Origin of the sequence: Mucilaginibacter corticis (assembly GCF_007558865.1) — a bacterium.
In the GTDB taxonomy this organism is placed as follows: domain Bacteria; phylum Bacteroidota; class Bacteroidia; order Sphingobacteriales; family Sphingobacteriaceae; genus Mucilaginibacter; species Mucilaginibacter corticis.
On record NZ_VLPK01000001.1, the window covers coordinates 1,494,439 to 1,519,537 of the forward strand.

Genomic DNA, 25,099 nt, shown 5'->3' on the forward strand with positions numbered 1-25,099 from the left:
TGCAACCGAACGGTAAAGCTTTTTTAACTAATTATGAATGCTTTAATATTTATTTGTATAGCTTTGCAACTCTTTTTTAAAAAAATTGATGTTAGATATAACCTCGCTTAATAATCTATTAGCTCACCCCAAAAAAATAGTCATTACTACCCATCATAAACCCGATGGTGATGCTATGGGTTCGTCATTAGGTTTATACAACTATTTGATACAGCAGGGCCATCATACAACAGTAATTACACCAACGGATTATCCAGACTTTTTAAGCTGGATGCCGGGCAATGCCGAAGTAATTATCTACACAGAAAAAACCGATCAGTCTGCGGCTTTAATTGCTGATGCAGATCTGATCTTTTGCCTTGACTTTAACAACCTGAGCCGCATTAATGAAATGGGCGAACTGGTGCGTACGGCCAAAGCCTATAAAATAATGATAGATCATCACCTCGAACCTGAGGATTTTGATGATTACCGCCATTGGGATATTAACGCTTGCGCGGCCGCACAATTGGTGTACAGCTTCATTGTTGATGTTCTTGATAACAAAAAACTGATCAATAAAGATGTAGCTACCTGTTTGTATACCGGTATCATGACCGATTCGGCATCATTCAGGCTACCTAATACCACGTCTGCAGTGCACCGCGTGGTTGCCGACCTGATTGACGCCGGCGCTGTTAACTGGCGCATTCATGAACTGGTATATAACAGCGCCTCAGAAAACCGTTTGCGGTTTTTAGGCCATTGCTTATCTAACTGTTTAGAGGTGCTGCCTGAATTTAATACGGCAATTATTACTGTTAATAAACACGATTTAGAAAAATACGACGTTAATACGGGCGATACAGAGGGGATAGTTAACTATGCATTATCCATCGCCAGTATACGTTTAGCGGCATTTATTGTTGAGCGGCCGGACAAAGTAAAACTTTCCTTACGCTCTAAGGGCGATTTTCCTGCAAATGAGATTTGTAAATTGTATTTTAGCGGCGGCGGCCACAGAAATGCGGCAGGAGGGGTTTCGTCCGCGCCGTTGCAAGAGGTTGTAAATCAATTAAAACTAATTTTACCTGAATATAAAAAACTATTAATTCAATAATAAAAAATGAAAAAAAATCTAATGTTTTTAGGGCTTGCTGCGTTAGGATTGGCAAGTTGTAATGGTGGATACAAGAAGGGTGATAACGGAATGCTCTATAATATCTATACAGACAAATCTGGCCCTAAAGTAAAAGAAGGCGACTTTATGTTGTTAAACCTGGTTATAAAAAGCGATGCCGATTCTGTATTGTTAAGCACCTATGAGCAAGGCCGCCCTACTCCAATGCTTTTGCCAAAACCACAGTTTAAAGGTGATGTTTTTGACGCCATAAAACTATTGGCTGAAGGCGATAGCGCAACTGTAAAGATCTCTGCCGACAGCATATTCAAAAAAACCCCAAAACCACCAACATTTAAAGGTAAATACGTAATTTATGATTTAAAGGTGGTTAAATTGATCCCTAAAGGAACAATGAGCGAGCCTGTGTTTCAAAGCACGATACAAAAATACATGAAAGGCTTAATGGATGCGCAAAAAGATGCAGAGCCAGCTAAGATCAAACAATACATTGACAGCAAAAAGCTTAACTTAAACAAAACCGACTCTGGTTTATACTACGTTATTAACAAGCCGGGTACCGGAGCAAACATTGCCGTTGGCGACACTGCCGTTGTAAACTACACCGGCTCATTACTTAACGGTAAAGTGTTTGACAGCAACGTTAAAGAAGTTGCAGAAAAAGCTAAGTTAACCAACATGGCTCAAAGGCAATTTATACCTATACACCTTGTTGTTGGTATGAAAAGAGTTATCCAGGGTTGGGATGAAGGTTTATTGTTGTTAAACAAAGGTGCTAAAGCTACTTTTGTTATACCTTCAAAAATGGCTTACGGGCCACAAGGCTATGGCCCGATAGGTCCGTTTGCACCTATTACATTTGATATCGAAGTAGTAGATGTTATACATCCAAAAACACCGGCGGCGGTAGCACCGGCATTGCCTGCGGCTCCGGCGCCTACAGCTAAAAAGTAAATTACGATTAACCAAATACAGCCTTCCCCTAAACAGGGAAGGCTTTTTAATTATGAAAAAATACCTTTTATTTATTTTAGTTGCCGCGTTTGCTTTAAAGGCCAGCGCGCAGGACGATTTTCAACGCAGCCCGCAGGGCACACAGTATAAATTGCTTACCCATAACACCGGAGACAGGATTAAAGTAGGCGATGTGGTTACTTTTAACGTGATCCAAAAAACAGATAAGGATTCTGTTCTTTACAGCAGTTTTGAAGCAGGGAAGCCGGCACAAAGGCAAGTGCAACAAACCGGCGACCCGATGATGGAAGTATTGCAGTTGATGACCGTTAAGGATAGTGCCATCATCCGTATTCCGACCGATTCGATTTTTAAGGATCAGGAAGACAAGCGCCCGCCGTTTTTCCCAAAAGGCAGTAACCTGCTGTTTATTATGAAGATTGAAAAAGTGCAGTCATTAGCCGAAGCTATGGCCGATAGAGACAAGGCTATGGCGGCAGAAAAAGAAGCAGTCGTTAAAAAGCAAGCCGAAGAATCAGGCATCATTGATAAATACGTAGCCGACAATAAACTGATAGTAAAAACAACGCCATCAGGATTAAAATATAAGATCACCCAACCAAGCCTTAAACCTAAACCGCTTGCCGGCGATACCGTTTTCGTAAATTACGTTGGCCGCAGGCTAGATGGTAAAGTATTCGACTCAAGTATTGAAACTGCAGCAAAAGAAGCTAACCTGCAACAGCCCGGCCGTGTTTATGAGCCTATTAAATTTGCGCTTGGCGCACAAGGTGTTATCCCGGGTTGGGAAGAAGGTTTGCTTTTATTGAATGAGGGTTCAAAAGCCACGTTTATCATCCCATCAAAATTGGCCTATGGCGAGAGGCAGTCAGGCCCTGATCTTCCACCGTTCAGCACTTTAATATTTGATGTTGAGCTGGTAAAAGTGATACGGGTTAAGCATGCGCCGACAGTCGCACCGTCAACAACGGTAAAGAAAACAACCACCGTTAAAAAATCGGTCACAACCAAAAAGAAACAATAAGGAGAAAGCCTTTCGATTATACCGAAAGGCTTTTTTAATTTTGCAGGATGATATTAACTGACACGCATACACACTTATATTACCAACAGGATAATGAAAAACGGGCCGCACTGATACAGCGCTGCCTGGATAATGATGTCAAGCGCCTGTTCCTGCCAAATGTTGATGCCGCGTCAGTACCGCAGGTTTTTGACCTGGTAAAAGAATATCCGGAGATGTGTTTCCCCATGCTGGGGATGCACCCTTGTTCAGTTAAGGATGGCTGGGAAGAAGAGCTGGCCATTATCCGCGACAGTAAAAAAGATCATACCATATATGCCATTGGCGAGATCGGGATCGACCTGTATTGGGACAAAACCACTTTAGCCATACAGGTTGAAGCCTTTAGGCAGCAGATCAACTGGGCAAAGTCCTTAAAGCTGCCCATTGTGATCCATTGCCGCGAAGCTTTTGACGAGGTGTTTGAGGTACTGGAGCAGGAAAATGACGACGACCTGCATGGCATATTCCATTGCTTTACCGGCAATGCCGAGCAGGCGCAACGCGCCATTAACCTTGGGTTTTACCTGGGGATTGGCGGCGTAGTTACTTATAAAAATGGCGGGCTTGATAAAATTTTACCCCAATTTGATTTAAGCCATATCGTTTTAGAAACAGATTCTCCGTATCTTTCACCCGTTCCGCACAGGGGGAAACCCAATGAGAGTTCTTATTTGATCTATGTTGCTCAAAAAGTAGCAGACCTATATCAAACAGATATACAAACAGTAGCCAATATAACAACCGCCAATTCCAAACAAATATTTGGTGTGTGAGGATAAATTTAATTATCGTATAATTCTGATTTAATGAGCCAGATACTCATCATCTATACCGGTGGTACAATTGGCATGATGTCCGATCCTGTAACCAAAGTGCTCAAGCCTATAAACTTTGAGCAAATAATGGATAACGTGCCCGAACTGGAAAAGCTTAACTGTAAAATTAAAGTGCACTCGTTCGAAGAGATCATCGATTCGTCAAATATGAACCCTGAGATCTGGAGCGAGCTGGCCGGTTTGATCGAATCGCACTATGACGATGTTGACGGCTTTGTGATCCTTCATGGCTCTGATACCATGGCCTACACCGCGTCGGCATTAAGCTTTATGTTGGAGAACCTGGCCAAGCCGGTGATCTTTACCGGGTCGCAATTGCCTATCAGCGCCATCCGTACGGATGCCAAGGAAAACCTGATGACCGCCATAGAGATAGCCAATGCCAAGAAGAACGACCGTGCGCGCGTGCCCGAGGTTTGTATATACTTTGATTACAAGCTTTTCAGGGGCAACCGCTCGTTCAAATACAACTCATCCAAATTTGAGGCCTTCCGGTCTCCTAATTACCCTATACTGGCCGAGTCGGGGGTACACCTGCGCTTTAGTGTAAATGATATCAGGCGCCCCGGCGAAGAACCATTTGTGCTGCATAAAAACCTGGTGAACGAGGTAGCGGTGTTGAAGCTGTACCCGGGCATCAGCCCTACGGTAGTGGCGGCAACCTTGAATGCCGATGTGCGCGGCATAGTAATGGAAACATTCGGCGCCGGCAACACCACAACCGACCAATGGTTTATTGACCTGCTAAAAGATGCCATAGACAGCGGCAAGGTGATCCTGGATATCTCGCAATGTAAGGTGGGCACCGTAGAGCTGGGCCGTTACGAAACCAGCAAGCAACTAAAAGACATCGGTGTAGCCAATGGTTACGATATGACCTTTGAAGCAGCCGTAACCAAGATGATGTACCTGCTTGGCCAGTTAGATGATCCTAAAGAAGTAAAGCGCTTGTTAGAGGTTGATCTGCGGGGTGAGCTGACGGTATCATAAACGTGATGTTTGCCTACCCACTCATGGTGTACCACGGCGAGTGTGTAACAGTTGGAATATTTGGTACACCTGTTTTTGCAATACGCTGGTAATAAATCAGTTAATTTCCAACCTCGGACTTCATGATACAGTTTGATACACCTTTTTATAAATTTTAGGCGAATTTGGCACGTCACTCCATCCAGCGGAGACTGGAAAAAGATCAGCTAAATCATTTTGTTTGAGCTACCCTCCAAACCCGTAATCACGCTCCACCTTACAGATCCTCACTTTATAGCTGCTATACCATTTTTCGCGACCATATTTTTGTGCCATCAGGTGGTCGGCATTGGCTTTCCAGTTACGAATGGCTTCTAATGATTGCCAGTAAGAAATCGTAATACCGATCTCATTTCGGGCCGATTCGATGCCCAAATAACCTTCCTGCTGTTTGGCCAGTTCGTCCATCGCATCGTCCATGGCGGCATAGCCATTGTCGCCTTCAGTGCGGATAGAAGTAAATATTACGGCGTAATAGGGTGACTTCGGGGTTTGGGCTATCATTGTTTGATGTATAAGTGTTATGCAAATGTGCGGATTTAGAATTATTTTATGAATAGTTACGATAATCACTTCCTTTCTGTCCCGGCGTCATCGCGAACGAGCCCGCCTGCCGGTGGGCAGGGTACGAGTGTGGCGATCTCTACGCGATAGATAGCCCATAACCTATCGTGTAGAGATCGCCACGCTACGCTCGCGATGACGCATGGTTTAAATGCTGTAGGGGCTTCCAACCTTTTTTGATTTATTAAACTACTTTAATTTTATTACGGCTGTGACCCGGTTTCTTTGCTATACATTAAAACATAAGAAAATGATCACATCAGTTGAAGAAATGATTGAGCGGTACGTATCCGCATGGAATGAGCAAAGTTTGGCGGCCTATAAAACCGCGTTCGCAGAGTGTTGGGCACCCGAAGCCCTGTACACCGACCCTAATTTTGAATTGATAAAAGGCGTAGATGGCATTTCAGGCCTGGCCCAGAAATCGCTTGAAATGATCCCAAGCCGCACCTTTAAAATACTGACCCAGCCCGACTACCACCACCACGTTGGCCGGTATAACTGGCAGGGGCAATTTCCGGAAGGCGCCAGGGATGGGTTTGACTATTTTGAGTTTAATGATAAATTTCAGATCACACGTTTGGTAAGTTTCTTTAACTTGTAAAATGTTTGAATCCATTCTCGCCAATTTTGCCATGCATATTGCGCTTAACAGCGCCGAAACAGCTATTATTTGCACCAGATTGCAGCAAAAAACAGTTAAAAAGAACGCGGTTCTATTATCCGCAGGCGAGGTTTGCCGGAATATTTATTTTGTGCACTCCGGCTGCCTGCGGATCTTTAACCGTGATAAGGAAGGCGGCGAACATAACATCCTGTTTTGCCCTGAAAACTGGTGGGCTGTTGATATTGCCAGTTTTTCAGGCCAGGCCCCATCCTTTTATGCCATTAGCGCCCTTGAAGAAACGGAAGTATTTTATTTGCGCTACGCGGACCTGGAAGAATTGTATATAGAAATACCCAAGTTAGAACGCTTTTTCAGGATCCTGACGCAAAATGGATTTAATTTATTCCAGCGGCGTATCAATGCCAACCTGTCCCGCTCTGCCGAAGAACGTTATGCCATGTTCCGGAAACTGTACCCTAAATTAGAACAGCGCATAGCCCAAAAGCACATCGCGGCTTACCTGGGTATAACGCCGGTATTTTTAAGTATTATACGGAAAAAGAAATAAGTAGCTTGTGTAGCAATACCCCGAGCGTCATCGCGAACGAGGTACGAGTGTGGCGATCTCTGCGCGACAGGTAAACTGTAGACCTATCGTGTAGAGATCGCCACACTACGCTCGCGATGACGTGGTAGTGAGGGGGTGTATGAACAAAAAGGCTGATGATCATCCAATCATCAGCCTTTATCAATTATTCCATCCGCACATTTGCATATCCACGCTCCCGATAGCTATCGGGATGCACATCAAAAATCACGTTCCGTATTCCGGCGTGGTTACTTCTGTTTCTTCAAACTCGTATTCGGTTAATGGCGGGCATGAACAGATCAGCGTCCTATCGCCGTAGGTATCATTAACCCGACCTACTGATGGCCAGAATTTGTAAGCGGCCACATAAGGCAGCGGGAAGGCTGCTTTTTGGCGGCTGTATGGGCGCTCCCACTCATTGCCGGTTACGGTTGCAACCGTGTGTGGCGCGTTTTTAAGCGGGTTATCTGTTTTGTCCGACTCGCCTTTTTCTATTGCGGCAATTTCTTTACGGATAGCTATCATGGCATCGCAGAAGCGGTCAAGCTCATGCTTAGGCTCAGACTCGGTCGGCTCAACCATTACCGTGCCCGCAACCGGGAACGATACTGTCGGCGCGTGGAAACCATAGTCCATTAAGCGTTTGGCAATATCAACCACCTCAATACCTGCTGATTTAAACGAGCGACAATCCAATATCATTTCGTGCGCGCAACGGCCATGCGATCCGGTATATAACACCGGGTAATGGTTTTCTAAGCGTGCTTTAATATAGTTGGCATTTAATATGGCATAACGGGTAGCGTTGGTTAAACCATCAGGACCCATCATGGCAATATAAGCGTGCGATATGATCAGGATAGAGGCAGATCCCCATGGCGCTGCCGATACCGCGTGGATAGCTTTACCATTATCAATATCAACCACGGCATGTCCAGGTAAATAAGGTACCAGGTGTTTGGCTACGCCGATAGGGCCCATACCCGGGCCGCCGCCACCGTGAGGGATACAAAATGTTTTATGCAGGTTTAAGTGGCAAACGTCGGCCCCGATAGTTGCCGGGCTGGTTAAACCAACCTGCGCGTTCATATTCGCGCCGTCCATATATACCTGGCCGCCATTATCATGAATGATCTGGCAGATATCAATGATAGATTCTTCAAACACACCATGGGTTGACGGGTAGGTCACCATCAGGCATGAAAGATCGTCTTTATGTTCGTCAGCTTTAGCTTTCAAATCGGCTACGTCAATGTTACCATTGTCATCGCATTTAACAACAATGATCTTCATGCCGGCCATAGCTGCCGATGCAGGGTTAGTACCATGTGCAGATGAAGGGATCAATACGATATTTCGGTGATGGTCGCCGCGGTCATGATGATAAGCGCGGATAACCATTAAACCGGCATACTCGCCCTGCGCACCAGCGTTTGGCTGCAGGCTCATGGCCGCAAAACCGGTGATCTCACTTAACCAGCGGTTCAGCTCATCAAACAATTGCATGTAACCGCCTGTTTGGTCGGTTGGTGCAAATGGGTGCATGCGGCTAAACTCGGCCCAGGTAACAGGTACCATTTCGGTAGTAGCATTTAGTTTCATGGTACATGAACCTAAGGCTATCATCGAGTGGCAAAGCGACAGATCTTTAGTTTCTAAAGATTTGATATAACGCAGCATTTCATGTTCTGAATGGTGCGTGTTAAATATAGCATGTGTTAAATACGCTGATGTACGTTGCAGGTCGGCAGGGATAACGGTAGTAATATTAGCCTGTAATCCATCAAAATCAACGTCATTAATGGTTTTGCCTTTTACTTTGGCAAACAGGCGTACCAGTGTTTTTATATCCTCCGGCGATGTGGTTTCATCTACAGAGATGGTTACTATTGATCCGTTATAATTTAAGTTAACCTCGTTATTTAACGCTTCTGAGTGGATAGGGCCAACCAGATCGCCCAAGTCAAACTTAACGGTATCAAAATAATTGTCGTTAAGCTGTTTGTAACCTAAGCCCTCTAAACTTTGGCTTAACAAAATAGCCAAGCCATGCACACGTTCCGCTATCAGTTTTAAGCCTTGCGGACCATGATAAACCGAATACATACCGGCCATAATAGCCAGTAATGCCTGCGCGGTACAAATGTTTGAGGTAGCTTTATCCCTACGGATATGCTGCTCGCGGGTTTGTAGCGCCATGCGCAGAGCGTAATTGCCCGCGCTGTCAATAGTAACCCCTATGATACGGCCCGGGATAGAGCGTTTGTACTCTTCTTTTGTAGCAAAATAAGCAGCATGCGGACCGCCAAAGCCCATTGGTACACCAAAACGCTGGGTTGAACCTACCACGATATCGGCACCCCACTCGCCCGGAGGCGTTAGTAGCACCAGGCTCATAATGTCGGCTACAACCGTGGTTTTGATACCTTTTTCATGACCTTTGGCTACAAAGCCGGTATAGTTATAAACCTGTCCGTTGCCGGCAGGGTATTGTATAATGGCGCCAAACATATCGTCAGTCAGTTCAACCGTACGGTGATCGCCAATTTGCAGGGTAATGCCGTAAGGCTGTGCCCGGGTTTTTAAAATATCTATAGTTTGCGGGAAAACTTCTTCTGATACGAAGAAGGTTTTTGCATCTTCTTTTTTACGCAGCGTGTACTGCATAAACATGGCTTCGGCAGCCGCGGTACCTTCGTCTAACAACGAGGCGTTGGCAATTTCCATCCCGGTTAAATCGACAACCATGGTCTGGAAGTTTAACAGTGCCTGTAAACGGCCCTGCGCTATCTCTGCCTGATAGGGAGTGTACTGCGTGTACCATCCGGGATTCTCTAAAATATTGCGTTGGATAACGCCCGGCACAATTACATCATAATATCCCTGGCCAATATAGCTGCGGAAAACTTTATTTTTTGAAGCGGTTTCTTTTAGATCTTTAAGGTAATTAAACTCGCTTTTGGCGGCCGGCAGGTTCAGTGGTTTTTTTAACCTGATCTTTGCCGGTACTGTTTGCGCTATCAGTTCGTCAAGGGTGTCAACGCCTGTAGCTTTAAGCATTTCTGCGGTATCCGCATCGCCGGGCGCAATGTGCCTGCCCTCAAATTTCTCTTCGTACTTGGTGTTTAATTTCATGCCTGCCTCCTTAATAATTATCCCTGCCAAAGTTACTAAATAAAGATTTTTTATTACAGATAGACATTTATATTGGTAAATTTTTCTGTAAAAGTTTATATTTTTATAAAAAAAATCTTAATACACAGGCATTCATTAATAAAAGCAGAAAAATTATCCTGATGGAAACTTTAGATGAAATTGATAAAAGCATTTTGCGCGAATTGCAGAAAAACGCCAAAATCACCACGAAAGAATTAGCCTCAAAGCTTAATCTTACCATATCGCCTGTTTATGAGCGCATAAAGCGACTTGAAAACATGAAATTTATTAAGGAATATGTGGCCATTTTAGATAAAAACCTGGTCAATAAACCCTTTACCAGCTACTGCCAAGTTTCGATGCGTTACCATGAGGAATACATAGATAAATTTGAAGAAGAGATCTTAAAACTTGACGAAGTACAGGAGTGCTACCACATTGCCGGGCAGATAGACTTTTTACTCAAGATAAACGTAGGCAGTATTGACGAGTATCATGATTTTATCCGCTACAAATTATCAAAGATCAATAACATTGGTTTATTGAACAGCGCGTTTGTGCTAAAGGAAATCAAGAAGACGTATGCTTATAATATTTGATGTACGTTTGGAGACGCGAAGTATCGCGTCTCTACAAATTTATTAGACCAGTTGCCTCAAATACATCTGCACTGTATTTTCCAACCCGTAATATAAAGCATCAGAAATCAACGCGTGGCCTATGCTTACTTCTTCAAGGTTTGGTATGTTTTGGGCAAAATATTTTAGGTTGTTCAGGTCAAGGTCATGGCCTGCGTTTATGCCTAGGCCTACCTTAAGGGCGGCTTCTGCAGCTTTAATAAAGGGGGCAATTGCTGCCTCTTTACCTTGCGGGTATTGATGCGCGTAGGCCTCGGTGTACAGTTCTATCCTGTCTGTACCTGTAGTGGCTGCAGCCTCGACCATCTCAACAACCGGGTCGACAAATATGGAGACACGGATACCGGCATTTTTAAACACCGCGATGATCTCTTTCAGGTACTCCTGGTTTTTAATGGTATCCCAGCCATGGTTTGAGGTAAGTTGCCCAAGCACATCAGGCACCAGTGTAACCTGCTCGGGTTTGTTTGCCAATACCAGGTCCACAAATTTTTGTTCCTGGCAATTACCTTCGATATTGAACTCGGTAGTCACAATTTTTTTAAGCTCGAAAACGTCGTTGTAACGGATATGCCGCTCGTCCGGTCGCGGGTGTACTGTTATGCCCTGCGCGCCGAAACGCTCGCAATCTTTGGCAACCTGCACCAAATTTGGATTATTACCACCACGCGAGTTACGGAGTGTGGCAATTTTATTAATATTGACAGATAATCGGGTCATGTTTTTATCGGCTTAAAAATTCAAATATCACCATAAGTTAATTAATTGCCCAAACATTTTTAATTGCATTTAGTTGCATCAGCATCATGAGATCCCTTTTTAAATACCTGTTGATCGTTTCCCTATCATGCACATTGACCTTATCTGCCAATGCGCAAGCCAATTATTTAAAAATTACCGAATACAGGGTTTATTTCGGCTGGGCCAAACGTTTCCTGCAGGACTGGATGGTGCTGCGCCGCTTCGAAAACGCGGGCAGGCAATACATGATGTTAGTAAACCCGCAAACTCTTGAAACCAGGATAGACGAGCCAAAGGACTACCAGATCAAACCCATGACCATGGAAGAAGCGCGCAGCTTTTTTAAAAGCACACCCTACCAAAGGGCTTTGTCCAAGGCCGAAAAACAATCGGTAATGACGCAGGACGCCGGGATAGAAATGGGAATGCCAAAGGAAAGCGGCATCAGTTTAACTGCCGATCTTTGCCCATCGCACAGGCCGCTTGATAAAAAGATCTTTACCGATATATTCTCCGAATTTCAGAAAGTTGAAAAACCTGCACCTATAGCCCTGTCTATAACCGGCATATGGATGCGCCAGCACCCCGGCGACCTGGAGTGGCTAAAACAGATGGAGCGCAAAGGCGAGATCTATATCACCTGGATTAACCACTCTTTTAACCATCGCGTTAGCAAAACCCTGCCCCTTAAAGAAAACTTTTTGTTAGAGCCCGGTACGGATATTAATTACGAAGTGCTTGAAACCGAAAAAGCCATGCTTAAGAACGGGCTGCTGCCGTCGGTATTTTTCAGGTTCCCCGGATTAGTGTCAGATCAGCAACTGGTGAACCGGATAACCGATTTTGGCCTGATCCCGATAGGTACAGACGCATGGTTAGCTAAAGGGCAGCAACCGCAGGCAGGTAGTATCGTGCTGATCCACGGGAATGGCAATGAACCGGTTGGTGTGAATGATTTTATTGACCTGCTCAGGTCAAAAACCCGGGCCATAGCGCAAAAACAATGGCTGCTATATGATCTGCGTGAAAGCGTTGACGATGAGTTTGAAAGCGCCAACTAATCCATTAGTAAAAATACCGCACTTCAGGGCTAAGCAGACTGGTTTATAGGCTGTAATGTAACAATCATGGTATCATCAAAACCAAATGTGTAACAATGCTATTAAGGATAATTATTAAACGTAATATTAATTGAACATTTGTACCAAAGAGCCTTTTAGCCTTTATTATATCGATAAAACCGCGTATTATTTAAATTTATGAAGTATTTCTTTACCCCTTTAATCCTTATTTTTTTCTGCATAAGCAGCTATGCGCAATCGGGCCATAATGTAATGGGCTCCCTTATCGATTCGACAAAGCAAAGCCTTCCCGGCAGTGCTGTTAAAATAAAAACCGACCTTGGCGATAGTTCACTGGTATCAACAGATGTTGACGGTAAATTTAGCTTTTCAAATATCAAAGGGTCTAAAATAACCCTTTACCTGTCGTCTTTTGGTTACCAGGGTATTATTAAACATTATAGCTTTAATAATGCCGATACCGGTACGCTGGTTATCCCGCCGGTAATTTTAAAAAGCGAAAGCAAGCAATTAAAAGAAGTTGTAATTGTTGGCATTAACCCGGTTAAATTTTCTGAAGATACGGTTGATTATAAAATAGCAGCTTACCCGGTTCGAGCCAATGCACCCGTAGAGGATGTTTTAAAGAAGATCCCGGGCCTTGATGTTGATGCCAACGGCAACGTAACATCGCAGGGTAAAAACGTTACCAAGGTGCGCATCAATGGTAAAGACTATATGGGTGGCGATGTGCAGGCAGCTACTAAAAATTTACCTGCGGATATTTTGGAAAGCGTACAGGTAATTGATGATTACGGCGATGCGGCTAACTTAACCGGCATTAAAACCGGCGAGCCTAACAAAATATTGAACTTTACTATCAGGGCCGATAAAAACTACGGCTACTCATTACAGGCAACCGCAGGCGATGGGCGAGATATGCTGCCCGGCCAGGACGATGCCAACCGTTATTTAGGTACTGTTAATTTCTTTAATTTTAAAGGTGACAGGCAAATAACCGTATTGGGCAATTTAAATAATATCAATACCAATACCTTTAATTTCGGGAATAACGGCGGTGCGCCGGGCGGACGTCAAAGAGGCGGCGGCGGTGGCCAGGGTAACAGCAGCCTGGTAAGTAATAAAGACGGTATCACCAATGCCCGGGCCATAGGTACCAACTACCGCGACCAATGGGGTAAATACCTGTCTGTATACGGCAGCTATAGTTTCTCTGATAACTCAACCGGTACTACAACTACAAGTACAACCAGCAACAGCGGTACAAACAGGATCACCACATCTAATAAAGTATCAACAGACAATCCCATCAATCACAGGTTTACTTTCAATTTGGAGTATAAGCCGGATACCATAAATTATTTAAAGGTAACGCCAACGTTTAGCTATGGCAGCACTAACTCGTCATCAGTAGATAATGAGCTTTTAACTACCGCTGGTGTTGAAACAAAAAAATATACCACAGTTGATTTTAACAATTCGCAATCGCCGACATTTGGCCTTAACGCGTTGTATAACCACAGGTTCCCACGGCGTCATAATTTAAGCATCAACTTAAATTTAACTACGGCTCAAACTACGTCGTATGATAACCCGGTAAATACTGCGGGTACATCAAACGTGCCGGCTAACCAGCAAATTAATACCGATAACCGCACTACTACATTAGGGGCCAATGTTTCTTATTTGTTCCCTTTAGGTAAAATAACTTACCTGGAGTTTAATTACGCATTTAATCATTCTTATACATCTAATGATAAGGAAACAGATACGGTATCAAACGCCAATACTTTAAACAACTACGCTTTATTAAGCAACAATTACAATTTTACTTTTGTAACTAACAAATTTGGCTTAAACTACCGTGTTATAGCACCCAAGTATAACTACACATTAGGTATAGGCGTGCAGCCCTCTGTGTTAGACGGCCAATCTATCACCACAGGCTTGCATACGCATTCTACCGGTTTCAACGTTATCCCGGCAGCAAATTATAACTATAACTTTTCACGTAACGAGTCGTTCAACCTGAACTATAACGGATCAAGCACACAGCCAACGTTTTTACAGTTGCAACCGGTAACTGATTTTTCAAACCAACTGTATTTAACAGAAGGTAACCCTAACCTAAAACAACAGTTTACCAATAATATATCCGCGCGTTACCGTGCATTTGGTTTGGCATCTGGCAATATTTTCTTTGCTAACCTGTCTTATCAGTCGATAGGTAACTATGTAGCGTCAAACCAAATAACATTTACCAATTTTAGTAAGGCGGCTTTACAGGCCAGTACAGATCCTAATCTGATCCGTTACCAAAATACTATCCTTACCCGTTATTTAAATACTAACGGCTATTCAAATTCAGGGTTACAACTGTTCTTTTCAAAACCATGGCAAGAACGTAAGTACACCGCCGGCTTTGGTGTTTCAGGCAATTACACAATAGCCCCGGCTTTTGCAACAAGTGTTGACAGTAATAATGTATACAGCCCAATGCTTAAAAACATTGCAAAAACACTTAATCTTAGCCCTAACGCACGTTTCAGGGTAGACATTACCAACGTTATCGATGCGCAGGCAATAATAAACTATACTGTAGCTAAAACCAATAACTCTTTATCAGACCAGGCATTTAATCAAAACACCAACATCAGGGGCTTAACTTTAGGGCTGAGCGGTAAAAACTATTTTGGCAACTGGACCTTTAGCTACGATTACAGCAAGCAATACAACTATGGTTATGATATCCCGGTAACTAACCCTAACTTGTTAAGTGCATACCTTGAACGCAGGTTCCTGAAAGACAACATGGCAACCATACGGTTTGCGGTGAACGATATCTTTAACCAAAACACAGGTTTCTCTACAGTTACTACGGGCAGCAACACCGTACAAACTAATACCAACAGGCTTGGCCGCTACTTTATGCTGACCTTTGCTTTAAGGCTGCAAAAATTCGCGGGCCGTCCGCCTGCATCACCAGATGGCGGCGGATATGGCGGCGGTGATCGTCAGCGTGGCGGCAGAGGTGGCAATGGCGGTGGCAGAGGCAACGGCGGCGGCGGATTTGGCGGCGGCGGTGGAAAAGGCGTTGGTGGCGGTCCGCAATAATAATAATTTAATCACCTACATCTACCTATAAAAAGAAACCCTGCGCTGTTAAGGCGCAGGGTTTTCTGTTTTTATATGTAGTAAGCAATGGTTATGAAACCGTGCTTATTATTCTTTCCAGTTCGTCGAGGTCAAAAGGTTTGGCCAGGTATGTTTCTGCACCCGCATGGCTGGCCAGCAACTGAATATCGCTATTGGCCGAAAAATAGATCACCGGGATACTTTTTAGCGTATCCGTTTTTTTAAGGGTTTGCGTGGCAATAATGCCGCCCGCGTCAGGGATCCAGTTGTCCATCAATATCACGTCAGGCATAATGCCGGATACACGCTCGGTGATGGTGTTACAATCTGTAAAGGTGTATACTTCCCATCCTTTTTCTTCTAAAATATAGTTACAAATAGATAAAATATCCTCATCATCATCAAATATGATGATCTTCCTTTTGGTGTCGGTCATTTGTGTATACAAGTATTGCAGTGAAGCTATATATAACGGTAACAAAAAACAAATGTTTTCGGTTTTTCTTATTTTAAAATAAATTTTTTCTCTTAAAACTCAATATAAGCCAGTACAGATACCTGTTTTGAGCTGCGATTAGCATCTGTAACTATCAATGCACCTTTATTAAAAAGGGTTAAGCCTTCCCAGTTATTCTTGTAACCATCAAAAGTGGCTACCTGTTTCCATTGCAGATCTTTATAATTATGGCGCATAACAATCCTGGCGAAGGTGTTATGTTTCAGGTAGTCCGGGTTTTTATTCAAACTATCGCGCAGGCCTGGTATAATTTTTTTTATGTTGGCTTCGGGCTTGCTTACTGTTCCGTTATCAAGGTATGAGTTATAATCGCCATTGTAAAAGTAGTTTATACCATATACCTCGTCATTATTGTTGGCGGCAATATCAGTTATCCTGAAATACATAAAAGGCGTTTCTATTTTTTTAGGCTGATCTTTAAACGCTGTATCAATTAAAAAGCCGGTATTGCCCTTGGCAGATGCATTAAACTCATACATGGCCAACAGCTTGTTTTCTTTAGGCAGATAGGTAACGCTTTCAAAACCGGCATTTTCAATATAAAGCGGCCTTTTCAGCGTCACGAAATTATTGGGGTCAATACGGATCAGGTTGTTAACCGTATCTACAGACCCTTTTAAAAGGAAACAATAATCATACTTGTCGTAAGTTTCTATGGACAGATAAACCTGGTTCTTTGTGAAAGTGATGGCCTCAAAACCCTCATAATATTTTTTTACCGAGTCTGGTAGTTTATCCAGGTTTAAAACCTTTAAGGTTCTATAAGCCGAAAGGGCGGCGTCTTTACCGGCTATCACGCGGTTAATGCTGTCGGCAGCTATACTGTAAATATTAAAATCGCCGTCAAGCTTGGTTTCTTTATGGTCGCCGTATTGCGGCTCCAGGTAAACTCGGTTGTTCCATAAGACCATGCCAGAAAATTCTTCATTTACGCTGCTTATCCCGGCAGGGAAAGGAATGGTTTTATATTTAACCTGGCTATAAGCGCATAAGGTTACTGTTATAAATAGTAAAAATAAACTGATTTTACGCATAAGCCTTATTAAGGCTTAAAATTAGCAAAATAGTATGTCATTGCAGGCAAACCGCAATGACATACTATCTATTATTATGCTTCAGCCCTTTTTGGCTCCATGCGTGTGCTGATGCTGATACGGTTCCAGGCGTTGATCACGGTTATTGCCATAATAACTTTGGCCAGGTAGTGCTCGTCTAACACGCTTGCTGCTTGCTGGTAAGTTTGGTCTGATACACCGCCGTGGCTTATTTGTGTAACCTCTTCGGTAAGTGCCAATATCGCTTTTTCCTCTTCGGTAAAAAATGAAGTATCGCGCCAGGCGTTTAAAACGTAAATGCGCTGTTCGGTTTCGCCATGATTTCGGGCCTCGCGGCTATGCATGTCCAGGCAATAGGCACAGCCGTTAATTTGCGACGCGCGGATCTTTATCAATTCCCAATGTGTTTTTTTGATACCGCTGTTGGTAAGGTAGTTTTCAAGAACCATTATAGCTTTATAAGCATCGGGTTCTAATTGCAGGATATTTATTCTTTTGCTCATGATTGTATGTGTTTTTGTACAAGCAAAGTTGAGCATTAAACACTCTTCAAAAAATTAATCAGGATTAAGAAATCAAGCCTTCTTGGCGCGGATCTTACTCAGAAATTGTGGTGTAAAACCCAGGTAAGAAGCCAGCATATACTGCGGCACACGCTGCATAAACCCGGGGAAGTTCTGGCTAAAGTTGCGATAGCGTTCTTCGTCAGTATAAGAATAAATATACTCTATCCTGCGCTGCGCGGCGGCATAGGCGCGCTGTATCACTTTCCTGAAATAGGTATCTAATTGAGGTATGGCTTTGATCAGTTCTTCTTGCACATCCACACTCCAGGCAATCACCTCGGCATCCTCAATAGCCTGAATATAAAAGCGCGATGGCTTTTGGGTATCAAGGCTGTCATAGTCGGTTATCCACCAGCCTTCAAGGCCAAACTGCGTTATTTGTTCCTGCTCTTTTTTATTGATAAAGTACAAGCGCAGCAACCCTTTACTTACAAAGTAATTGAACCGGCATACTTTACCCGCTTTAAGCAAAAAGGTTTTCTTTTTAACGGTAGTTATTTTAAGCCTGCTGCAGATCAGATCAGCCTCGGCATCACTAATCACCACATATTTACGCATATGTTCAAGCAGGGCGGTGTACATTAAGCCAAGTTACGCTAATTATTCTTTAGGCCGATGCGGTGATTGGTATAATCAAGCAGGTACTCATTACTCAGGAAAAAATCGATGCTGAAAATTGTTCTGCGGTCGTTTGAGTATGATGGGTTCTGCACTTCGGTTAAATTAAGGTCGGTGCCGGTGGTGTACTGGTAGCTAAAACCCTGGTCGGTGGTAATAGAAACAACCGTATTGGCAGGCAGCGCCGCAGAATTGCTTGTGGCCGCGCTGTTCTCAATAATAGTGGTAGCAGGGGTGCCGGTATCAAACAATATGGTGCCGGGCACATTTTGCCCGTTATAAGTTATGGTTGACTTAATGTTTGGCTGATAACCTGCTATAGCATTGTAGGTAAGCGGGTGCATTATAAAATTCGACGCGTTCAGATCGTCGGACGTTAAGCCGATATATAATAAGCCCGCAGTATAAGTAGCGGTAGCGCTAAAATTTGTCGAATTAAGCATGGCTAACCTAAACCCGCTGGTAATATTATCCGGCAGTTTAAAATAACTTAAGGGACTGGCAATAGCCCTCGCTGTCGCGCTTACACCCGGCCCTACGCCAAAAACGTCGGCCGAATGGGCAGCAAGCTGCGTACCTGTATTTACGTTAACAACTTTATAATATAAAAATATGGGAATGCGCGGTGTAGTGACATTGCCGTTGCCATCGCCAATGGTTACCGGCGCGTAGGCCAGGTTACCATATTCTTTTATAGAGCCGTCAACACCACCGTAAGTTAAGGTAGCGGTTTGCGATGTTATGGTGATGCCGTTAACATTAACTGAGTCACCGGTTATTTGGAAACCGCTTGACGTGATCATCGACGCGGGGATAATTCCGCTGGCATCAATTGTCAGCCCGGTTGATCCAGTATCAAAAACCAGCCCGTAATCTGTTGTACTAACGGTACCAATTTTTGATACGGCAATAAACACGCGCCTGTTGCTGCCGCTTACCTGTTCGTATAGCCCCAGTTTAGCAAAGTTGGAAGGCTGCGTAACGGTAGGGGGCACTTTAGCATCCTTTTTACAGGAAGCTGCAAATACCAATAAGAATAGTGCCGGAAGATATTTTAGGAAATGTTTACTCATTTAGTATGATTTACGGCTATAACCTGATTTCAATTATACACAATAACGGCAATTTATACATATCTGTATAGCAGTATATTAAAAATATATTATTAACTTTATGTAAACCATCAATAATCACAGCTCATTAATTATTACTTAAATCCATAACAATCAGCAAAATACTAAAAACAAGCGCTTTAATTAAATAACATTTGCCTGTTTAATGATTTATTTGCCTGATTTTTTTGGAAATTAATTGTTAATTTTCCGTGATTAAACCTACAAGCAATACGATTTAAAGTCAATTTTGCTGATCGGATTGATTTTAAGCATATTGTACAAAGAACACTATTGATTATTTGACTATTTTAAGGCTCACCCTTTAAAATTTACACTATTGATTTGCCTTGTTAACACCAACTAATGGATGGCCTTATAAATAAAGAAAACCCGGAAGTACGACTAAGAGCGTTCAGAGCCATCGATGAACCGCAAACCTGCGCGCTTTTTATTGAAGGGCATACGCATGTATTAACAAACATTGGTGTTACTAAGGTATCATATAGTAAAAACGAATGGGTGAATAACCCCGCCGCTTTTGTTATCGTTGTTGAGTCGTTAGACGGCAAGCGTGTATTTGGCGGGGCCCGGGTGCATGTATCCGGCGGTACAGAATTGTTGCCGCTTGAAACCGCGACTTACGCTATGGACAGATCTGTATTTGAACTGGTTTGGAAATACGCGCAGCATGGCACCGGCGAGCTCTGCGGCTTGTGGAACTCGAGAGAGATTGCCGGTTATGGTGTAGGCAGTATCTTTTTGATCCGTGCGGCTGTGGCCATCTCTTACCAAATTGGTTTACAATCGCTGTTTGCGTTATGTGCCCCATATACGGTAAAACCGGTTGAGGCTGTGGGCATGCAGTTGGAGGCAAGTATAGGTAACGACGGTACGTTTTATTACCCTAAGCTTGATCTTATTGCCACGACCATGCTGCTTAGGGATGTGCCTACCTTAAGCAAAGCTTACGAGGAGGATAAGACGGCCATCATGAAGATCCGTAATAATTTAAATACGGTGCGCGAGGAAGAATTACGCGGCAAAAAGATAACTATACACTACGAAACCCAGATACCTAACCTTGATAAGTGGGATTTAAAGGCAACAATAGCCAATGCTGAAAAAAATATGCTAAATCCTAATGTCGGCAATAAAGAGTGGGATTTTCTATAATAACTAACCTAAAAAGCTAACCATTCTGCATAGTTTTGCGTATAGCTATTACTAATTTTAAACAAATGAGGAATATTGCAAGTTTATTGGAAAGCTCAGCACAACTGAAGCAAGCTTATGTGCCAATTATTTTGCGAATTGATAAACCGTCAGACAAGCAGGAATTTGACCGCCTGGTACAGGATGGCGAAGTATTATTTATCCAGGACGAAATTTACGGACAGCTACAGGAGTTGGTTAAAAGTGAGCGTCCCTCAGTAAAGATCAGTGATGACGAATACCCCGAATTGATCACCAATCATCTTGCCGGCAAAGATATAAATGAGTACGGCGTATGGGTTTATTACCCCTGGTCAAAACGCCTGGTGCATTTGTTGGATGAGGATGAGTTTGTTGAGGTGCGCACCAATCGTAACCACAACAAAATAACCCGCGAAGAACAGTTATTATTAAAAACAAAGGCGATAGGTATAGTTGGCTTATCTGTAGGGCAGTCGATAGCGTTAACTATGGCTATGGAACGCATTTGCGGCGAGTTGCGCCTGGCAGATTTTGACACTGCCGAACTGAGCAACTTAAACCGCATCCGTGCCGGGTCACACAACCTGGGCCTGAATAAAACAGTGATAGCCGCCCGCGAGATTGTTGAAATAGACCCTTTTATAAAAGTTAAGATATTTAGCGACGGCCTGCACAAGCAAAACATGGATGAGTTTTTTACCGGCGGCGGTAACCTTGACCTGTTTATTGAAGTTTGCGACGGTATAGATATTAAGTTAGACAGCCGTTTTAAAGCCAAAGAGCTGCAGATACCCGTTGTAATGGACACCAACGACCGCGGTATGCTGGATGTTGAGCGTTTTGACATTGAAAAAGACAGGGGCATAATGCACGGCTATCTTGACGCGTTTATAGAGAATAACGGCATAAAAGTAACGGATGAGAACCGCCAGGGTATTTTGATGTCCATACTTTCATTTGATTCATTATCAGAAAGGATGAAACTATCAATGGCCGAAATAGGTAAAACCATCAATACCTGGCCGCAGCTGGCATCGTCTGTAGTACTTGGGGGCGCTATTACTACCGACATTGCACGCAAGATATTATTAGGAGAGCACACGCAATCGGGACGTTATTATGTAGATCTCGACGAAATTTTTAAAATGTAAGTACATTTACTTCGTCGTTAGTACCTAACCTTATAAAAAAATACAATGCAATACTTAAAGACATCGGCTTTAGCTATCTTATTTTTAATAATAAGTACCCTTACACATGCGCAAAATGTTGTAAGCGTTAACAATACGCTAAAGCAGGGCTATTTTGGTAAAGATGTTTATTTATACCAGGATGTAACCAATAAATTAAGTTTTAGCAAAATAAGCCAGTCGCCGGCTTTGTTTAAGGCAAGTACCCTGGCCGTACCTAACCTGGGTATCAGCCCGTACAATAACTGGATAAAATTCAGGCTGATAAATGATTCAGAGCTGGATAAGGTAATATTAGACATATCTAACCCGATAATTGACGATGCAGACCTGTATATAGTTAGAGGTACGCAGGTTGACAGCGTAAAAAGCTCAAATATCCTGCCCTTGAGAAACAAACCTTACAGCCATCAATTTTACCTGTTCAATATCCCGCTTAAAAAAGGCGAAGCCGTTGACTGTTATGTTCGGCTTAAAAGCACGCAACAGATCCTTGCCCCATTAAGTTTAAAAACGGCGCAAACCATTGTCCCCGAAATTAGTACTACCGATACCCGCAGCGGCATTTACCTGGGCATTATGCTGGTGATGTTGTTGTATAACTTGTTTATTTACTTTACCACTAAGGACAAGGATTACATTGTTTACTGCCACTACATTTTTTGGGTAACGTTAACCCAAATGACCTTGCTGGGTTATTCACACCGTTTTTTATGGACAGACAATGTCTGGCTATCAAAAAACATGGTTATTTTTTGCGGAGTAATGTCTGGTGTGGCCACCATTATGTTTGCCAAGTCTTTTTTACATACCAAAGTAATTGTACCCAAGCTTAATATAGCGCTTAATGTAACTGTAGGTTTATATACCATTGCTATGATCTTGTTGTTGTCGGGCAATGGGGTTGTAGCGTTCCAGGTAGTTAATCCTACGGCAGCTATCGTTTCTATATTACTTATGGTAATTGCTACGGCTGCTTATCGTAAAAAACAGGCATCAGCTAAATTCTTTTTAATAAGCTGGTCTATCTTCTTTACCAGTATCTTGATCTTTGTATTTAAAGATTTTAATATCGTTCCGTATAACCTTTTTACGGTTCACTCGGTCGAGATCGGTTCTGCTTTAGAGGCCGTATTCCTGTCCTTCGCGCTGGCTAATAAGATCAATATTTTAAAAGGCGAAAAAGAAGCGTCGCAAGCCGAAGTGCTGCGCACTTTGCAAGAAAATGAGCGTATTGTAAGGATGCAAAACGTAATGCTGGAATCGAAAGTTGAAGAGCGTACGCATGAGTTGAACGAATCGCTTGAAGATCTGAAACAAGCTCAAAGCCAGCTGGTCGAGTCAGAAAAAATGGCATCACTTGGTCAGTTAACCGCCGGTATAGCGCATGAGATCAATAACCCAATCAACTTTGTCACCTCAAATATTAATCCGCTAAAACGCGATGTTGAAATGATTTTAGATGTAATGAGTAACATTGAGCGCGTAAGTCAGTCTGATCTATCAATAGCCGAGAAGAAAAAGCAAATAGAAGATTACAAAGAAGAAATGGACTTCGACTATTTGGTGATGGAGATCAAGCATTTAATAAAGGGCATTTACGAAGGGGCGTCGCGTACCGCCGAAATTGTTAAGGGACTTAAAATATTTTCGCGCCTTGATGAAGATGATCTGAAAAGAGCAGATATGAACGAGGGGCTTGACTCGACGTTAGTAATAGCAAATAACCTTTTAAATAACCGGATAAAAATAATTAAGGAATATGCTGAACTGCCGCTTATTGAATGTTACGCCGGTAAGCTGAACCAGGTATTCCTGAATATTTTATCAAACGGGATCTATGCTGTAGAGAAGAAATTTGGAGACAAAGAGGGTGGGGAGATCCTGATCAAAACAGAGAATGACGACGAAGATGTAACCATTACTATTGCTGATAACGGTATAGGCATGAGTGAGCAGACCATGAAGAAGATCTTTGAGCCATTTTTTACTACCAAAGAAGTAGGCGAAGGAACAGGTTTGGGTATGAGTATTGCATACAATACTATTAAGAAGCACAATGGGCAAATTATAGTTAATTCTGAAGTTGGTAAAGGCACGGAGTTTATTTTGAAAATACCTGCCATTTACGACACAAAACTTGTCTAACTTGCGTATACAAGTTTTGTCTTTTTATACTAAACCAATTAAACCTAACTGCACTTAAAAATCACAATAATGGCAGAAAAAATTAAAATACTGTATTTGGATGATGAGATGGATAATCTTACCGGTTTTAAAGCTACTTTAAGACTTGATTACCAGGTATTCACCGCAGTAAACATTCCGGGTGCCATGGAGCACCTTGAAAAGCATCCCGATATCCGGGTAATATTTTGTGATCAGCGTATGCCGGTTAAAACCGGGGTTGAGTTTTTTGAGGGGATCCGCAGTACGCACCCGTTGCCAATGCGCATATTGATAACGGCCTACACGGATATTGAAGCGGTTATTGACTCTATAAATAGGGGCAACATTTTCAGGTTTGTCAAAAAGCCATGGGCAGAGGCTGAGCTGATCTCGGCCATTGAAGAAGCCAACAAATTTTACCAGGCCAACTCTATGCTGGCTATCAAGAACGAAGAACTGCAAAAAGCTTACAGCGAGCTTGATAAATTTGCTTATAGCGTAAGCCATGATATCCGCGGGCCTTTGTCGGGTATTTTAGGGGCGATAAACGTTGCCCGCGAAATGTATGATATTGCCGAAATGAAGGAAATGCTTTTTTTAATGGAAAAATCCCTTAAAAAGCTGGACACCTACATTTTGAGCATGCATGATTATTACAGCCTGCAGCGCGGCGAGTTGCAGATTTGCGAGATAGACTTTAAAAAGATGACCGATGAGTTCAGGGATATTTACAAAGTTTTCTCAAACAGTGCCGACATCACTTTCAAAGTAAATATAAACCAGCGCGAGCCTTTTAGAAGCGATACCGTACCTTTAAAGCTGATTTTGAATAACTTATTGTCTAACGCGTTTAAGTATCAGAATAAAAATAACGACGCTAAACTGGTTGAATTGAATATTGAAGTAAATAAAGGCGTAGCAACCATTGTAGTAAGCGACACCGGCATTGGTATATTAGGCAACCACCTTGGCGAGATCTTTAACCTGTTTTACCGGGCAAGTTCGCAGGAGTCGGGGTCAGGGTTTGGCTTATACAACGTAAAAAGCGCCTTATTAAAACTAAATGGCCAGATTGAAGTTAATTCTGTTTTAAATAAAGGCACCACATTTAAGGTTACCGTACCGACCAAATAAATT

The 25,099-nt window shown here is 42.8% G+C and carries 22 protein-coding genes; 14 read left to right on the top strand and 8 right to left on the bottom strand.

The window, feature by feature from the left end:
• Positions 1-88: 88 nt before the first annotated feature.
• The 5 genes from FO440_RS06435 to FO440_RS06455 are packed head-to-tail and all read left to right on the top strand — an operon-like array spanning position 89 to position 4,987.
• A complete protein-coding gene (locus FO440_RS06435; RefSeq protein WP_144247387.1) occupies positions 89-1,099 on the top strand; it encodes a DHH family phosphoesterase in 1,011 nt (336 codons plus the stop codon).
• Between the two features lie 6 nt (positions 1,100-1,105).
• The gene (locus tag FO440_RS06440; RefSeq protein WP_144247388.1) at positions 1,106-2,074 is read left to right on the top strand and encodes an FKBP-type peptidyl-prolyl cis-trans isomerase; all 969 of its coding nucleotides are present in this window, start codon (positions 1,106-1,108) and stop codon (positions 2,072-2,074) included.
• 52 nt (positions 2,075-2,126) lie between these two features.
• Positions 2,127-3,119, top strand: coding sequence for an FKBP-type peptidyl-prolyl cis-trans isomerase (locus FO440_RS06445; RefSeq protein ID WP_144247389.1), 993 nt, complete (start codon positions 2,127-2,129; stop codon positions 3,117-3,119).
• Between the two features lie 47 nt (positions 3,120-3,166).
• A complete protein-coding gene (locus FO440_RS06450) occupies positions 3,167-3,934 on the top strand; it encodes a TatD family hydrolase (protein WP_144247390.1) in 768 nt (255 codons plus the stop codon).
• Positions 3,935-3,967: 33 nt separating this feature from the next.
• Entirely contained in the window at positions 3,968-4,987 is a 1,020-nt protein-coding gene (locus tag FO440_RS06455) for an asparaginase (RefSeq protein ID WP_144247391.1), read from the top strand.
• Positions 4,988-5,212: 225 nt separating this feature from the next.
• Here FO440_RS06455 and FO440_RS06460 read toward each other — a convergent pair whose 3' ends face one another.
• On the bottom strand, positions 5,213-5,530 hold the full coding sequence (locus FO440_RS06460) for an antibiotic biosynthesis monooxygenase family protein (protein ID WP_144247392.1): 318 nt from the start codon (positions 5,528-5,530) through the stop codon (positions 5,213-5,215).
• Positions 5,531-5,840: 310 nt separating this feature from the next.
• Here FO440_RS06460 and FO440_RS06465 point away from each other — a divergent pair, with 310 nt between their 5' ends.
• Positions 5,841-6,194 carry a nuclear transport factor 2 family protein gene (locus tag FO440_RS06465; RefSeq protein ID WP_144247393.1) on the top strand — a complete coding sequence of 118 codons (354 nt, stop codon included), beginning with the start codon at positions 5,841-5,843 and terminating at the stop codon, positions 6,192-6,194.
• A 1-nt stretch (position 6,195) separates the two neighbouring features.
• On the top strand, positions 6,196-6,765 hold the full coding sequence (locus tag FO440_RS06470; protein ID WP_144247394.1) for a Crp/Fnr family transcriptional regulator: 570 nt from the start codon (positions 6,196-6,198) through the stop codon (positions 6,763-6,765).
• Between the two features lie 246 nt (positions 6,766-7,011).
• On the opposite strand, the gene gcvP is transcribed toward FO440_RS06470, so the two are convergent.
• Positions 7,012-9,921, bottom strand: coding sequence for an aminomethyl-transferring glycine dehydrogenase (gene gcvP / locus FO440_RS06475; RefSeq protein WP_144247395.1), 2,910 nt, complete (start codon positions 9,919-9,921; stop codon positions 7,012-7,014).
• 161 nt (positions 9,922-10,082) lie between these two features.
• Between gcvP and FO440_RS06480 the strand changes: the two genes are divergently transcribed.
• On the top strand, positions 10,083-10,541 hold the full coding sequence (locus FO440_RS06480; protein ID WP_144247396.1) for an Lrp/AsnC family transcriptional regulator: 459 nt from the start codon (positions 10,083-10,085) through the stop codon (positions 10,539-10,541).
• A 42-nt stretch (positions 10,542-10,583) separates the two neighbouring features.
• On the opposite strand, the gene FO440_RS06485 is transcribed toward FO440_RS06480, so the two are convergent.
• Positions 10,584-11,300, bottom strand: a complete 717-nt coding sequence (locus FO440_RS06485) for a pyridoxine 5'-phosphate synthase (protein WP_144247397.1) — start codon at positions 11,298-11,300, stop codon at positions 10,584-10,586.
• Positions 11,301-11,386: 86 nt separating this feature from the next.
• On the opposite strand from FO440_RS06485, the gene FO440_RS06490 reads away from it, so the two are divergent.
• On the top strand, positions 11,387-12,382 hold the full coding sequence (locus FO440_RS06490; RefSeq protein ID WP_246104183.1) for a polysaccharide deacetylase family protein: 996 nt from the start codon (positions 11,387-11,389) through the stop codon (positions 12,380-12,382).
• 273 nt (positions 12,383-12,655) lie between these two features.
• Positions 12,656-15,517: an outer membrane beta-barrel protein gene (locus tag FO440_RS24335; protein WP_186292582.1), complete on the top strand. Its 2,862-nt coding sequence runs from the start codon at positions 12,656-12,658 to the stop codon at positions 15,515-15,517.
• Positions 15,518-15,608: 91 nt separating this feature from the next.
• Here the strand turns inward: FO440_RS24335 and FO440_RS06505 are convergent, their stop codons facing one another.
• The 5 genes from FO440_RS06505 to FO440_RS06525 all read right to left on the bottom strand — a co-directional run bounded on the left by FO440_RS06505 (position 15,609) and on the right by FO440_RS06525 (position 19,367).
• A complete protein-coding gene (locus tag FO440_RS06505; RefSeq protein ID WP_144247398.1) occupies positions 15,609-15,974 on the bottom strand; it encodes a response regulator in 366 nt (121 codons plus the stop codon).
• Between the two features lie 92 nt (positions 15,975-16,066).
• A complete protein-coding gene (locus FO440_RS06510; protein WP_144247399.1) occupies positions 16,067-17,089 on the bottom strand; it encodes a hypothetical protein in 1,023 nt (340 codons plus the stop codon).
• Positions 17,090-17,163: 74 nt separating this feature from the next.
• Complete coding sequence (locus FO440_RS06515; RefSeq protein WP_144247400.1) at positions 17,164-17,613, bottom strand: carboxymuconolactone decarboxylase family protein; 450 nt, start codon at positions 17,611-17,613, stop codon at positions 17,164-17,166.
• Positions 17,614-17,685: 72 nt separating this feature from the next.
• On the bottom strand, positions 17,686-18,258 hold the full coding sequence (locus FO440_RS06520) for a Crp/Fnr family transcriptional regulator (RefSeq protein WP_144247401.1): 573 nt from the start codon (positions 18,256-18,258) through the stop codon (positions 17,686-17,688).
• 14 nt (positions 18,259-18,272) lie between these two features.
• Positions 18,273-19,367 carry a pepsin/retropepsin-like aspartic protease family protein gene (locus FO440_RS06525; protein WP_144247402.1) on the bottom strand — a complete coding sequence of 365 codons (1,095 nt, stop codon included), beginning with the start codon at positions 19,365-19,367 and terminating at the stop codon, positions 18,273-18,275.
• A gap of 405 nt (positions 19,368-19,772) precedes the next feature.
• Between FO440_RS06525 and FO440_RS06530 the strand changes: the two genes are divergently transcribed.
• The 4 genes from FO440_RS06530 (at position 19,773) to FO440_RS06545 (ending at position 25,096) form a co-directional block, all read left to right on the top strand.
• Positions 19,773-20,582 carry a hypothetical protein gene (locus tag FO440_RS06530; protein WP_144247403.1) on the top strand — a complete coding sequence of 270 codons (810 nt, stop codon included), beginning with the start codon at positions 19,773-19,775 and terminating at the stop codon, positions 20,580-20,582.
• Between the two features lie 65 nt (positions 20,583-20,647).
• The gene (locus FO440_RS06535; RefSeq protein WP_144247404.1) at positions 20,648-21,754 is read left to right on the top strand and encodes a ThiF family adenylyltransferase; all 1,107 of its coding nucleotides are present in this window, start codon (positions 20,648-20,650) and stop codon (positions 21,752-21,754) included.
• A gap of 45 nt (positions 21,755-21,799) precedes the next feature.
• The gene (locus FO440_RS06540; protein ID WP_144247405.1) at positions 21,800-23,941 is read left to right on the top strand and encodes a sensor histidine kinase; all 2,142 of its coding nucleotides are present in this window, start codon (positions 21,800-21,802) and stop codon (positions 23,939-23,941) included.
• A 69-nt stretch (positions 23,942-24,010) separates the two neighbouring features.
• Complete coding sequence (locus tag FO440_RS06545) at positions 24,011-25,096, top strand: hybrid sensor histidine kinase/response regulator (RefSeq protein WP_144247406.1); 1,086 nt, start codon at positions 24,011-24,013, stop codon at positions 25,094-25,096.
• Positions 25,097-25,099 lie beyond the last annotated feature (3 nt).